The organism is Actinoallomurus liliacearum, from assembly GCF_039542035.1.
Lineage (GTDB): Bacteria > Actinomycetota > Actinomycetes > Streptosporangiales > Streptosporangiaceae > Actinoallomurus > Actinoallomurus liliacearum.
Window position 1 is genome coordinate 1 of sequence record NZ_BAABHJ010000008.1, and the last position, 14284, is coordinate 14284.

General features: G+C 71.6%; 9 protein-coding genes and 2 tRNA genes. 3 read left to right on the forward strand and 8 right to left on the reverse strand.

The genetic code is table 11. The features are described from left to right. Positions 1-691: 691 nt before the first annotated feature. The gene (locus ABD978_RS14690; protein ID WP_345353904.1) at positions 692-1747 is read right to left on the reverse strand and encodes a LacI family DNA-binding transcriptional regulator; all 1056 of its coding nucleotides are present in this window, start codon (positions 1745-1747) and stop codon (positions 692-694) included. Between the two features lie 209 nt (positions 1748-1956). Here ABD978_RS14690 and ABD978_RS14695 point away from each other — a divergent pair, with 209 nt between their 5' ends. The 3 genes from ABD978_RS14695 (at position 1957) to ABD978_RS14705 (ending at position 7544) form a co-directional block, all read left to right on the forward strand. Next, a complete protein-coding gene (locus tag ABD978_RS14695) occupies positions 1957-3453 on the forward strand; it encodes a pectinesterase family protein (protein ID WP_345353905.1) in 1497 nt (498 codons plus the stop codon). 97 nt (positions 3454-3550) lie between these two features. Continuing rightward, positions 3551-6055: a glycoside hydrolase family 31 protein gene (locus tag ABD978_RS14700; RefSeq protein ID WP_345353906.1), complete on the forward strand. Its 2505-nt coding sequence runs from the start codon at positions 3551-3553 to the stop codon at positions 6053-6055. A gap of 64 nt (positions 6056-6119) precedes the next feature. After that, positions 6120-7544, forward strand: coding sequence for a glycoside hydrolase family 28 protein (locus ABD978_RS14705; protein ID WP_345353907.1), 1425 nt, complete (start codon positions 6120-6122; stop codon positions 7542-7544). Between the two features lie 13 nt (positions 7545-7557). Here ABD978_RS14705 and ABD978_RS14710 read toward each other — a convergent pair whose 3' ends face one another. The 7 genes from ABD978_RS14710 to ABD978_RS14740 form a co-directional block, all read right to left on the reverse strand. Further along, a complete protein-coding gene (locus ABD978_RS14710; RefSeq protein ID WP_345353908.1) occupies positions 7558-7917 on the reverse strand; it encodes a DUF488 domain-containing protein in 360 nt (119 codons plus the stop codon). A gap of 156 nt (positions 7918-8073) precedes the next feature. Further along, complete coding sequence (locus ABD978_RS14715) at positions 8074-9057, reverse strand: tetratricopeptide repeat protein (protein ID WP_345353909.1); 984 nt, start codon at positions 9055-9057, stop codon at positions 8074-8076. Positions 9058-9158: 101 nt separating this feature from the next. Then, on the reverse strand, positions 9159-10004 hold the full coding sequence (locus tag ABD978_RS14720; RefSeq protein WP_345353910.1) for a class I SAM-dependent methyltransferase: 846 nt from the start codon (positions 10002-10004) through the stop codon (positions 9159-9161). Between the two features lie 119 nt (positions 10005-10123). Further along, positions 10124-10200: transfer RNA gene (locus ABD978_RS14725), tRNA-Met, on the reverse strand. A gap of 450 nt (positions 10201-10650) precedes the next feature. Continuing rightward, positions 10651-11079 (reverse strand): hypothetical protein, encoded by a 429-nt coding sequence (locus ABD978_RS14730; protein WP_345353911.1) that lies wholly within the window; start codon positions 11077-11079, stop codon positions 10651-10653. A gap of 86 nt (positions 11080-11165) precedes the next feature. Continuing rightward, positions 11166-11242 (reverse strand) — tRNA-Met (locus ABD978_RS14735). 50 nt (positions 11243-11292) lie between these two features. Then, positions 11293-14205: a UPF0182 family membrane protein gene (locus ABD978_RS14740; protein WP_345353912.1), complete on the reverse strand. Its 2913-nt coding sequence runs from the start codon at positions 14203-14205 to the stop codon at positions 11293-11295. Between the last annotated feature and the right edge of the window lie 79 nt (positions 14206-14284).

The following is a 14284-nucleotide window of genomic DNA, read 5'->3' on the forward strand; positions in this document are numbered from 1 at the left end:
TGAAGAGAAAAACAATCCCGGCAAGAGTTATTCTTGCCAAAGGAATCCAAACCAACCATGATCAACCCCGAAGAGCCGACCACGATCAGCGAGGACCATAAAGGCACTGGCTTTTAGCACACTGTTGAGTTCTCAAGAAACGGACACACACCGTCCGAGACCCGACTTCCGCCGGACCCCGTCTGGGGCAACCCTTCTATCTTAGCGCCCCCGCTCCGTTTGTCAACCCCGATCCGTAGATCTTTATGGGACCGACACACACAGCCGGAACGCCCCCTCCAGACAGCAGCAACCCCGACCGGCAAACCGGCCGCAGCAGCACCATCCAGAAGTTCCCCACGGGCCGACCACCGCCTCAGCGATGTTCCGCATCCCGTCTCGGGGCGACCACACCATGCTACCCCGGCCCGAACAGCGTCCGGACCAGAACAACTCCGCGTGGATTTCCCCTTGGGCCGGCCGCCTTCCGGCGTCCCGCTCCCCTTGGGGCGAAGAGAACATTACGTCCGCCTAGAAACCCCGTCAAATCGCGCGGTCCGCCGGGAGAACTTCCGGGTAAGAGTCGCGCTGATCCCTCGCCATCGGCACGGGGCCCTCAACGTCGGCATTGACCTCAGATCGAGTTCGTCACCCGCCAAGCGGTGTCATGACCGAGGCGGTGTCCGTACCGGCCGCGTAGCGGGTTGAACGATCACCTGTCGTGGACGGTCTCGCGCCGTGGGCTCGTCACCCCGGCCGGTGCGGCGGTCGAGCCGCGGACGACCAGTTCTGGCGTCACCTCGACCACCGAACCGGCGATGCCGTCGGCGCCGGTGTCGACGAACAGTTGCCAGGCCCGCAGGCCGAGATCCTGTTTGTTGACCGTCACCGTGGTGAGCCGCGGGGAGACCAGGCGGCTGAGCGCGATGTCGTCGAAGCCGGTCAGCGAGATCTCCTCGGGCACCGAGACGCCGAGCTCGTCGAACCGCGCCAGCGCGCCGAGGGCGACGTAGTCACTGAACGCCATGATGGCCGTGGCGCCCGTCGCGAGGGCCGCGTCGGCGGCGGAATGCCCGTCGACACTGCTCGATCCGCACGGGATCTGAACGATCTCCAGGTCAGGTCCGCCGGCCGCCCGCAGGGCCCGTTGCCGGGCGCGTTCGGACCAGGCGCGTGCGGGGCCGCGCAAGTAGGCGACGCGGCGGTGGCCGAGTTCGCGCAGGTGACGGCAGATCGACGCGACGCCCGCCTCGAAGTCCACCGCCACCGCGGGGATCCGCGTGCCACGGCTGCGCCGGTTCACGCAGACCAGGCGAGGCACGGCGGCCGCCAGCTCGGTGAGCTCCCACTGGCTCATCCGCGGCGAGCACAGGACGATGCCGTCGGCCCACCGGGACAGCTCCAGCGCGGCGTCGCGTTCGGCCCCGGCCTTCTCGCCGGTGTCGGCGACGAGCGTGCGGAAGTCGGCGTGCTGGGCCGCGTTGGTGACGCCTTTGAGCACCTCCGCGAAGTACGGGTTGCTCAGATCAGGGACGACCACCCCGACCGCGGAGGTGGTGCCGCGGAGCAGTCCCTGTGCCGCCGGGTTCGGCCGATAGCCGAGCCGCGCGACGGCCGCGCGGACCCGTTGCTCCGGCTCCGCCGAGACGGGTTTGGAACCTGTGAGGACGCGGGACACCGTGGCGGGAGAAACGCCGGCCTCCCGTGCCACGTCGATGATCGTCGCCCGGGGCGGCCGTGCCCCCGTGCCGGTCTGCGCCGTGCCCATGGCGGCATTGCACCATACGTTCAGCCCGCCCGGCGCGGGGGCTCCGCCGTGAAAGACGGCGGAAGCGGGGTTGACGTCCCCGGACTCGCGTGCGACCTTCGGAAAAGGTTTTCCCTGGGTCCTTCCCCGACGTGCCGCCGACGCCCGGTCGGCGGCGCGACCCGCCCATCGCGGCCGGAGAAGGTCACCGACGCAGCAGGGAGGCGGGCATGCGTGGAGCACCGGCTCGATGGACGTCACTCGCGGCGGTGGCCGCGACCGCCGCGGCGATCGCCCGCGTCGCCCCGGCCGGCGCCGCCGCCATCACCGCCGACGCCGGACGCGCCGACGCCGGGCGGCGGGCCGCATCCGCCAGGCTCTCCCCCGTCGGCCTCCGCCAGGACCGGTGCGTCGACACGCCGTTGCGGCTCAGCGCGGACCGCCCGCTCCAGCCGGGGACCTCCGGCCGCATCGAGGTGCACCGCGCGGACGGCACCGTCGCCGACGCGATCGACCTGGCCGACCCGCGCTCGTACCACCGCACGATCGGGGACGCGGTGTCCGACACCGGGGTCCCGCACTCCTTCGCGTACCACCCGGTCCTCGTCGACGGGAACACCGCGACGATCACGCTGCATCACCGGCTCGACTACGGGCGGACGTACTACGTCACGGTCGACCCGGAGGCGTTCCCCGGCCTCCCCGGCATCCAGGACCCGGCGACCTGGCGGTTCCGCACCCGGGCCGCCCCGCCTCGTACGGGGGCCCGGCGGCTCACCGTCGCGGCGGACGGTCGGGGCGACTTCTGCACGGTCCAGGGAGCGATCGACTTCGTTCCGGAGGGCAACGAGCGGCCGGTGGCGATCGACGTCCGCCCCGGCACCTACCAGGAGATCGACTACGTCCGCGCCGACCGTCCGCACATCACGGTCCGGGGGGCCGGGCGGGGCCGGACCGTCGTCGAGTACGCCAACGACAACCGGCTGAACGGGGACACCGCGCTGGCCGGGTCCACCGATCCGGGCGACGTCTGCCCACGTCAGGCGCTGCCCGGCCACGACACGTACAACTGCTGGCGGGCGCTGTTCGGCGTCGAGGCCGCCGACTTCCGGCTGCAGGACATCACGCTGCGCAACACCACGCCGTACGGGGGTTCGCAAGCGGAGGCGTTCCGCGGCAACGCCGACCGGATCACTCTCCGGCGGGTCAGCCTGGAGAGCTTCCAGGACACCCTCCGCCTGCAGGGCCGCGGTTACGTCACCGACAGCCTGATCTCCGGCGACGTGGACTTCGTGTGGGGCACCGGCGCGGTGTTCGTCCGGCGCACCGAGCTGCGGTCCCTGCACGGCGGTTACGTCACCCAGGCGCGGAACGACGCGGCCCACCCCGGCTACGTGTTCGTCGACGATCGCCTCACCCGCGGGCCGGAGACGCCGGACGCGTCGGTGTACCTCGGACGGATCGACCCGACCGTGTACCCCGGCAGCCAGGTGGTCTTCGTCCGGACGGCGATGGACGCGCACATCCGGCCCGACGGCTGGCAGCTGAACAACGCCGACTGCGCGCAGGCGGCGCGGGTGCGGTTCTGGGAGTACGGCGGCACCGACCTGGCCGGGGCGCCCCTCGACACCGGCGCCCGGCTGCCGTGCTCGCGCTCGCTGACCGCCGCCGAGGCGGCCTGGTGGAGCGACCCCGCCCACGTCCTACGCGGGTGGCGGCCCCGATGACGCCGGCGGTCACGGCCGAGGCCGGGAGCCGCCGGCCCGCCCGATTCCAGATCCCGTACGCCCCCGGCGACGAGCGAAATCCAGGAGGAACGCACCCGTGATCCACCGCCGAACGCCCGCTCGGCTCCGCCGCCGCGTGCCGGTCCTGTTCTCCGGTCTCCTCCTGCTCACCCTGCTGCCCGTCGCCGCACCAGGCGCCCGGGCCGCCGTATCCGCCGAACCCGCCGAACCCGCCGTGGCCTGGCGGGTCGGCGCCGCGCCGTTCGGGCTCACCTTCCTCGACCACGGCCGGCCGGTCACCGCGGAGGCGGGCGGGGCGGTCGCCGGGCCGGGCGGCCGGCTGTCCTACCAGGTCGGCGGGTCCGCCACGAGCCAGGAGGGCGCGACCTATCACCGGCTGACCGACCTCGTATCCCGGCGCGACGTACCCGGCGGCACGGCCTACACGGTCGCGACCGACGAACCCGCGCGTACCGCGACCGTGACGGTCACGCGGACCGCGCAGGGCGTGCGGGTGCGCTGGTCGCTGCGCCCGTCGGGCGACGTCACCGCGGTGTTCGAGGCGCTGACGGCGGGCGGCGCGGAGCACTATCTCGGTGGCAGCTCCGCCGCGTACGTCGACCTGCGCGGGCACATCCGCGGCTGGAGCCCGGGCAAGGAGGGCAACGAGGCCGGCGACTACTGCCAGAACCAGGAGCAGTCCGCGAGCACCTTCTACCTCAGCTCCGGCGGGTACGGGCTGTGGGCCGACACCGACCACGTCGGCCGGTTCGCGTTCCCCGGCGCGACGCACGGAAGCGACGGCCCGACCTGCGCGAACACTCCCAAGCCGCCGAGCGGCGCGGCGCAGCCGTACCCCTGCCCGGTCGCGGCGACCGCGCGGCCGGACCGCGTGCAGATCTGCGTGAAGGACGCCGGACTGTCCTACGACGTGTACACCGGCTCGCCGGCGGCGGTGACCAGCGCGTACTACCGGACGGTGGGCCTGCCGAGCATGCCGCCGGCGAGCGAGTTCGCGCTCATGAAGTGGCGTGACGTCAACGCCGACCAGGCCCAGGTGCTGGACGACGTGGCGCAGCTGAAGAGGCTGGACATCCCGCTCGGCACCATCTGGATCGACAACCCGTGGGAGCGGCAGCCGGCCGGCAACACCCACCGGATCAACGGCAGCGCCTGCACCAACAGCGGCGAGTTCGACCCGACGTTCTTCCCGGACCCGCAGCGGATGATCGACGAGATCCACGCGCAGGGCGTCCGGTTCGGGCTGTGGGTGACCTCCCACGTCGTCAGCGCCCCGTCGTCCTCCCAGGGCGGCGGCTCGTGCGCGGGCATCAACGACGTCTGGGCGAAGAACGGCTGGCTCGTGCCGGGCACCAACTACATCGACTTCACGAACCCGGCCGCGCGCGAGCACTACGTGGACCAGCTCACCCGGATCTTCCGGATGGGCGTCGACCTGGCCAAGGAGGACCGCAGCGAGGAGTACCGGTTCGAGACGACGCCGTTCGCGGGCGGCCCGGGCGCGGGCCTGTACCTGCGCTACCCGGACCTGTACCAGTCCGCAGTCACCGAGGCGATGCGGCGGGCGCACGGGAACGACTTCGAAACCCTCGTACGGGCCGGGGTGCCCGGCACGGCGCAGCACACGCACGGCATGTGGGGCAGCGACGTGTTCGAGACGTTCGCCGGGCTGCGCACGTCGGTCCGGTACGGCACCAGCGAGTCGCTGACCGGCCACTTCGCCTGGGGCTCCGACACCGGCGGCATCGACCCCAAGGCGCCGGCGAACGCGACGAACAGCCCGACCCCGTCGCTGTTCACCCGCTGGGCGCAGTTCAGCGCGGTCAGTCCGGTCTTCGAGGTCGGCGGCGCCGGACTGAACGCGACGCCCTGGAAGTACGACCCCGACACGATCCGGCGCTTCCGCGACGCGGTGACCCTGCACTACGAGCTGTTCCCCTACCTGTACGGCCTGGCGCGGACCGCGTCGCGTACCGGCGTGCCGATCCTGCGGGCCGTCGGCTTCCAGTACCCCGGCGACGAGAACGCGTGGGCCCAGGACCAGGAGTTCATGGTCGGCCCGGACCTGCTGGCCGCGCCGGTCACCGCCGACCGGGCCGACGCCGACGGCGCGGCGGGCCGGCCGACGCCGGTCGACGTGTACCTGCCGGCCGGGCGCTGGGTGGACCTGTACAGCGGTCAGGTCGTCGACGGCGGACGCACGATCACGCGGGAGACGAGCCTGGACGAGTTCCCGCTGTACCTGCGGGCGGGCGCGTCGATCGGGTTCAACACCCGCGCCCTCGGCGGCTGGCGGACCGGCGAGCTGTCCCGGCCGGGCCTGAGCGGCTCGCTGTACGCGCCGGAGCCGGGCCACGCCGTAAGGCTGCGCGTGTCCGGCGCGACGGAGCAGCAGGCCGTCGTGCTGCTGCCCCAGGCGCCCCGTTCGGTCACCGTGGCCGGCCGTGCCCTGCCGCACGCGGCCGACACCGGGGCGCTGCGCACCGCGCGGGAGGGCTGGACCTTCACCTCCGGCCCGTTCGGCGGCGTCGTGCTGAAGCTGAGCCCCCACGGCCGCGCCGCGGACGTGACGATCCGTTGACGTCCGTGCCGTCACGGCCCGTCCCGCCGCGACGTCCCCGGACGACCGACCCCCTGGAGGAAGAATGAGCGGATCATGGCCTCGACGGCGATTCCTCGGAGCGAGTGGCGCCGTCCTCGGCGGCGGCCTGCTGGCGTCCGCCGTCGGCGCACCCGCGTTCGCCGACGCGGACCCCTGGCGGACCGCCGACCGGATCCGCCGCCGGGTGCGGGCGCCGCGCTTCCCGCACCACCGGTTCCGGATCACGGACTTCGGCGCGAAGAGCGACGGCACGACCGACTGCACGCGGGCGTTCGACGCGGCGATCAGCGCCTGCGCGCGGCGCGGCGGCGGCCGGGTCGTGGTCCCGCCCGGCCGCTACCTGACCGGGCCGATCAGGCTCCGCAGCCACGTCGACCTGCACGTCGACGCGGGCGCGACGATCCTGTTCGACACCGACCCGGCGCGGTACCTGCCCGCCGTCTACACGCGCTGGCAGGGTGTGGAGTGCTACAACTACGCGCCCCTCATCTACGCGTACGGCGCCCGGAACATCGCGGTCACCGGCACCGGCACGCTCGACGGGCAGGCGGGCAACACGGCGTGGTGGCCGTGGAAGGGCAGGCCGGAGTACGGCTGGAAGCCCGGCGACCCGCAGGAGGGCCCGGACTGGACGCTCCTGCAGCAGTGGGCCGACCAGGGCGTGCCCGTCCGCGACCGCGTCCTCGGCGCCGGGCACTACCTGCGCCCGAACTTCATCCAGCCGTACCACTGTGAGAACGTCCTCATCGAGGGCGTGACCATCGTGAACTCCCCGATGTGGGAGATCCATCCGGTGCTGTCACGGAACGTCCTCGTCCGCGACGTCACGGTGATCAGCCACGGGCCCAACAACGACGGCTGCGACCCCGAGTCCTCCACCGACGTCGTCATCACCGGCTGCACCTTCGACACCGGGGACGACTGCATCGCGATCAAGGCGGGACGCAACGCCGACGGCCGCCGCGTGAACACGCCCAGCCAGAACATCCTCGTCGAGGACTGTGAGTTCCGCGACGGCCACGGCGGCGTGACGATCGGCAGCGAGATGACCGGCGGCGTCGCCGGCGTCTACGCCCGGAACCTGCGGATGACCAGCCCGAACCTGAACAGCTGCCTGCGGCTGAAGAGCAACTCGATGCGGGGCGGCTACATCCACGACGTCCACCTGAAGGACGTCGAGGTCGGCCGGTTGTCCGTCGCCGCGATCCAGGTCGACTTCTACTACGACGAGGGTCCCGGCCACCCGTACAACCCAGACGTGAGCGGCATCCACGTCGAGAACCTGCACGTCGGCACCACGCAGTACGTGCTGGACATGCGCGGCTACCCGGACGCCCCGATCAAGGACGTCACGCTCGCGCACTGCCGGTTCGACACGGCGACGGCGGCGGACATCGTGGAGAACGTGGAAGGCCTCGTCCTCACCGACGTCACCGTGAACGGCTCCCCGGTCGGCGCGCGCGCCTGACCCGGCGCCGCGCCTACCCGCCGAGCCGGTCCCGGAGGTGGTCGCGGAGGACGACGGCCTGGTTGTGCTCGGTGTCGCGCGCGGAGTACAGCAGCGTCACGGGCCCCTTCTCGGCGGCCTCGAGCAACGGACGTTCGGCCTCGGGCCGTTCGTCGAGTTCCCGGCGGTACCGCTCGGCGAACTCGGCGAACCGCTCGGCCCGGTGCCCGAACCACTGCCGGAGGTCCGAGGAGGGCGCGACGTCGCGCAGCCAGCCGTCGATCTTCAGGTCGGCCTTCCGCACCCCACGCGGCCACATGCGGTCCACCAGGAAGACCGCGCCTTCCCCGTCCTCCGCCTCGTCATAGACGCGGCGGATCTCGATAGGCCCCATGCCAGGGCTCTACCCGTCCGGGGCGCACGGTGTCACGGGGACGACCGCGGGCGTCAGCGCCCCAGCCGACGCAGGAGCGTCGGACGCCGGCTCCTCAGCGCCCCATCCGGCGCAGGACGTCGGACGCCAGCTCCTTGACCTGACGGTCGCCCTGCTTCATCGCCGTGCGCAGGTGCCGCTCCGCGGCCGCCGTGTCGGTGTCGGCGAGGACCACGCCGGCGTAGCAGTGCCCGAGCGCCGCGACGTTCCGGTCCGGCGAGCCGGCGGCCGTCTCGAAGCAGGCGAACGCCTCGGGCACCCGGTTCGCGTCCATGTAGATGGTCCCGAGGTCGACCCCGGCCTTCGGGGCGAATTCCGGGTCTCCGGTGGCGTAGGCCGTCTCGAAGGCCTCCTGGGCACCCGGGACGTCCCCGCGCCGAGGAGGATCTCACCGAGGTGGAACGCGCCCCGGGGCGCCGCCGACGGGAGGCCGGACTCCATCGCCTCCCGGTAGAGCGGGATCGCGCCCTCGACGTCACCCGAGCGGTCGCGGATGAGCGCCAACTGGAGGGCCGCCTGGGGCACGACGTGCGCGACCCCGCACTCGAGCGCCACGGCCAGCACCTCGACCGCCTGCTCGTCGTCGCCGGCCGCGCTCAGCATCTCCGCCAGGGACAGCGCCGCCTGGCCCGCGCTCTTGCGCCGCGGCATGCCGATCGCCCGCTCGTACTCCACGGCCGCCTGCGCGTGCCTGCCCCGCGACTCGAGGATCACGCCGCGCAGGTAGGCGGCCTCCGCGAACACGTCGATGTCGGTGTTGCCGGCCAGGTCCTCGATCGCCGCCAGAGCCTTGCGGTGCTTGCCCCGCGAAAGCTCGATCCAGCCCAGTGCCAGCTGCCCCGCGGCCATGACCTTGGCGTTGGCGTCGGCGAACGCGGTCAGGGCCACGAGCCGGGCCGTGTGGTGGAAGCCGAGCGCGGCCAGCCCGCCGCTGAGGTCCAGCGCCAGGTCGAAGTCGAGCCCCAGCGCGTTCTGCTCGATCAGCGCCTCGACGCGAGCCGGCGAACGGATGAGTTCGGCCAGCTCCGCTTCCCGCTCGGCGTCCAGGATCGCCGCCACGAGAGCCTCATCCGGGTCCTCACCGGCCTGTTCCGAGGACATCGGCACCGCCCTTCCCATTGAACGCCGGAGACTGCAAGAAAGGTAGTTGATCAACCCCCCGGCCGCCCGGGTCCGTCACGACCCGTCCGTGGCGCCGGTGCTCACGCATGCGCCGGGGCCGCGAAGCGGACGGCCATGATGGGCAGGCCGGTGACGCCGAGCTCCCGTATCGGGCGGAGGCGGTTCAGCAGCGGGAACAGCGCGCCGTACAGGGGCCCGCGACCGCGCGGAGGACGCAGGTCGCGAAGCTCGGCGACGCCGTCGAGCGCCCGGATCCGGGCCTTCTCCGCCGCGTCCACGGCCCATGGCATCGGCGGCGCCTGGTAGCCCTGGGCCGTCGTCATCCGGCCCTCCAGGGTGCGGCGGCTGAACCACGGCGGCACTCCGTCGAAGATCATCGTGGCGCCCGGGAAGCGCTCCGCGCACCAGGCGAGGAGCCGGTGGACCTGATCGGGCTCGAAGTACATGAGCAGGCCCTGGGCCGACAGGAGCAGGCCGTTCGCGGGGTCCGCGTGCCGCGTCCACTCCTCTTCCAGCGCGGAACACGCCACCGTCCGCCGGCGGGGCGGGTCGTCGGGCAGCAGGCGCGCCCGCAGTTCGGCGGTCTCCGGCAGTTCGACGGTGAGCCAGCGGACCCGGCCGTTGTCGACCCGCCAGAACTGCGTCTCCAGGCCCTCGCCGAGCGCGACCACCTGACCGTCGGGATGCTCGTCGAGGAACCGCCGGACCTCCTGGTCGAAGCGGCGCGCGCGCAGGGCCTGCCACTGGCCCAGCCGTCCCGCGCCGAACCGGTCCGCGAACGGATAGTCGAGTGCGTCGACCAGCTCGACGGCCTTGGGATCGCGCAGGACCGCGTCCGGCCGCCCGGCCTCGGCCGCGCGCTGATAGAGGTTCCAGAGCAGCGTCTCCGGGACTCCGTCGAGCGCGACCTTCTCACGATCCGGCATCCCGCTCTCCTTCCGTACGGCGGGCCATCGGATGAGACGGTGCTGCGATCCCCGACGGTTCCGTGCGGCAGTCCGCGCATGAAAAAGAGGCCCGGAGAGTCGAACTCTCCGGGCCTCACTGGTAGCGGGGGCAGGATTTGAACCTGCGACCTCTGGGTTATGAGCCCAGCGAGCTACCGAGCTGCTCCACCCCGCGTCGGTGTGCTCATACGTTATGCGGACACGACGCCCCGCGCAAATCGATTCCGCGATCGGCCCGTCCCCCGGAGGAGGCGGCGAGGAGCCCTGGCCGGTCGGCACGGACCCGGCGGACCGCGTCGGGCGACGGAGCCGACGCCTCGACGACGGACTCGACGGTCACCATCACCGCGACCCGCGCGGCGGGTCCTGGTCTGCGGGCGGCCGACGTGATCACCTGCAAGATCACCACTCACAGCCCGCACTACTCCCACCATGCGCACGCGAAGAACCGCGACATCGTGAACGTCACCGCCGACATCAAGTGCACCAAGAAGGTCGCGGCCATCTCCATCCAGGTCGCGCTCTACAAGAACAACACCCTGTACACGAAGAGCGGCGTCAAGCGGAACGCCGGCAAGAATCACCTCAGCCAGAATGCCGCTCGCCGGTGCGTCAAGAAGCAGCACTACACCGGGGTCTCCGCCGGAACGGTCGTCTGCGCCCCGGCAGGTGGAATCGCGGGCCGTCGGCGTCGAGCCAGCCCCAGCCGTCCCACAGGCCGAAGTAGCAGTGCCCCGGCGTCGCGGTGTGCGCCGCGAGGATCTCGCAGAGGACCGGCAGCAGCCCGGCGGGGAACGACCCGGCCCACGGCCTCCTCGGGCCCGGCGATGTCCTTGAAGCGCGTACGGGAGTCGAGGGCCCGCCCGGAGCGTTCCGCGATCTCCCGCCAGCGCAGCGGCCGTCCGTCCGCGGCCTCCACGGGGTGCGGCAGCCGCGCGTACGCCGCGAACCCGTCGGGCAGCAGCGCGTGCACGCCGGAATCGAAGTCACCGGCCTCTGCCTCGATCCACGCGGCGGGCGCGACGTCGGTGAGGGGCCGCGGGCGAGAGACCATGGCTCAAGCCTCCGGCGCGGCCGGTGGATCGCGCAAGCGAATGAAACGAAAGAGGCCCAGAGGATGATCCTCTGGGCCTCTTCACCTGGTAGCGGGGGCAGGATTTGAACCTGCGACCTCTGGGTTATGAGCCCAGCGAGCTACCGAGCTGCTCCACCCCGCGGCGATGCCCCAACTCTATGGGGCACGTGGTGTGGTTGCAAATCGACGGCCTCACCGCGTCGGCCTCGGCGTCGGTGTGGGTGCTGCGGGCGGGGTGGTCGTGGGCGTCGGGCTCGGCGTCGCGGGTGTCGTCGGCGCCGGCCGCGCGTTGCTCTGTTTCTGCAGCCTGGCCAGCTCGTCCAGGGCCGCCTTCAGCCGTTTCTGCGCCTCGCCGTACCCGGCCCAGTCGTTGTTCTTCAGCGCGGTCTGGGCGTCGCCGTACGCGCGGTTCGCCGCGTCGATCGCGGCACGGATGTCCTCGTTGGCCTGCAGCGGCGGGCCGGCGCTCGCCGCCGCGCCGCCGCCGAGCACCTGGCCCAGCGCGTCCTGGAGGGTGGCGCCGAAGCCGATGTCGTCGCCGTACGAGACGAGGACCCGTTTCAACAGCGGGTAGGCGCCGCCTCCGGAGTTCGCCTGCAGGTAGATGGGTTCGACGTACAGGAATCCGCCGCCGAACGGCAGCGTCAGCAGGTTGCCGCTCACCGTCCTGGACCCGGGACCGCGCAGCAGGGTCAGCTGCTGGGACACGGTCGGGTTGTTCTCGAAGGTGTTCTGCACCTGCTCCGGCCCCGGGGTCACCTGGCTGCGCGGCACCTGGAGGATGCGGATCCGGCCGTAGGTGGGGCTCGTCGGCACGCTGTCGACGGCCATGAAGGCGGTCAGGTTGGTGACCTTGCCCTTCGGCGTGAACGTCGAGGTCAGCGAGAAGCCCGGGTCGTTCTGGCCGGGCATCTTGACGCTCAGGTAGTAGGGCGGCTCGACGGTGCCCTCGCCGGTCGGGTCATTGGGGATCTGCCAGAAGTCGCCGCCGCCGTAGAAGGCCTGCGGGTTCTGGACGTGGTAGCGGGCGAGGATCCGGCGCTGCACCTTGAACAGGTCCTCCGGGTACCGCAGGTGCGCCAGGAGGTCGTTCGGGATCGCCGACCGCGGGCGTACGGTGCCGGGGAACGCCTTCATCCACGTCTTGAGGACCGGGTCGCTTCCGTCCCAGGCGTAGAGGGTGACGGTGCCGTCATAGGCGTCGACCGTCGCCTTCACCGAGTTGCGCATGTAGTTGATGCGGTCTCCGGCCTGGGCCGCGACCGACACCCGGCTCTCGGTGTTGGTGTCCCGCGTGGCGTCGGCCAGGCTCGTACGCTCCGAGTACGGGTAGTTCGCCGCGGTGGTGTAGCCGTCGACGATCCACGTGATCCGCCCGCCGACGACCGCCGGGTAGGGATTGCCGTCGACCTTGAGCCAGGGCGCGACCTTCTGCACGCGCTCGCGCGGCGTGCGGTCGTACAGGATCCGGGATCTGGAGTTGATCGCCCCGGACAGCAGGAGGTTCTTCTCCTTGAACCGCAGGGCGTACAGGGTCCGGTCGAACAGCGAGCCGATCGGGACGCCACCCTTGCCGTCGTAGGCGGTGTTGGCCTGCCCGCTGGCGTTCTTGTCGTCCGGATAGTCGACCTCGCGTTGCGCCGTGCCGCCGACGATGGAGTAGCCGGGTGAGCGCTCGCCGAAGTAGACGCGCGGCTGGGCGATGTTCAGCGACCCGGTCGGGGGGATGTCCTTCTCGGTGAAGACCGGCGCGCCCTGGACGTCGACCTGGTTGCCCGGGGCGGCGACGAAGCCGTACCCGTGCGTGTAGACGAGATGGCTGTTGATCCAGTTGGTCTGGCCGGGCGGTGGGCCCTCGAGCTCCCGTACGGCGACGACGGTGTCCCGCAGGGCACCGGTGTCATCGGGGTACCGGTCGATGTCCAGCGGATTGGCGAACTTGTACCAGCCCTTGATCTGCTGGAGCTGCTGGTACGTCGGCGAGACGACGGCGGGGTCGAGCAGGCGCACGTTGGGGAGGGTGGAGGTCTCCTGCTTGGCCTGCTCCGGGGACAGCTTGGTGTTCGGCACGTAGTCGGTGACCTGGGCGCCCGCCACGCCGTACGCCTGGCGGGTGGCCGCGATGTTGCGGCCGATGTACCGGGACTCCTTGTCCACCTCGTTGGGTTTGACCTGGAAGGTCTGGATCAGCAGCGGGTAGACGCCGCCGATGAGGATCGCCGACAGCACGAGCAGGCCGAATGCCATCCCGGGCAGCATCGCGCCGCGCCGCACCAGCGTGGCGAAGAACATCAGCGCGCAGATCAGCGCGATCACCGCGAGGATGGTCTTGGCGGGCAGCACGGCGTTGACGTCGGTGTACGACGGGCCGGTGACGACCCCGCGCTGGGAGTCGACCAGGCCCCACCGGTCGAACCAGTACGCGACCGCCTTCAGGAGCACGAAGACGCCGAACAGCACGGACAGGTGCGCGCGCGCCGCCGACCCGACCCGCTCCCCCGGTCCCTGCAGCCGTAGTCCGCCGTACAGGTAGTGCACGATCAGCGCCGCGACGAAGGCCAGGATGACCGCCGCGAACAGGAAGCCGAGCACCAGCCGCAGCAGGGGGTAGGTGAAGACGAAGAACGAGATGTCCTTGTGGAACTGCGGGTCCTTGATGTGGAACGGCTGCCGGTTCACGAACGCGAGCCAGGTCCGCCACTGCCCGGCCGCCGAGGAGCCGGCCAGCAGGCCCGCCAGCGTCAGCACCCCGGCCACCAGAAGCCGGCGGTACGGGTCGACCGCGGCGCGGTAGCGGTCGAGCCCCTGCTGCTCGACCGACGCCGGCCGGTCCGGCGGGCGCAGGCGGTAGGCGAGGACGACGTTGGCGCCGAGGACGAGGATCATCAGCAGACCGGCGCACAGGAACAGCGTCACGCGCGTCGTGATCTGCTTGGTGTACACCGAGGAGAACCCGACGGAGCGGTACCACAGCACATCGGTCCATATCGCGGTGAACGCGAAGAAGACCGCGACCAGGATCGCCAGGATGACGATGACGCGCACCAGCAGCCGTGATCGGCCCACGCGGATCCGGCCGAAAGAGCCGGGGCTTCGGAAGGACACGGCCACTCCCCTTCGCCGGGTGTCTCTGAGGGCAACTTACCGACCCCTCCCCGGGTTCCCGCGACGGCCCGGACCACCT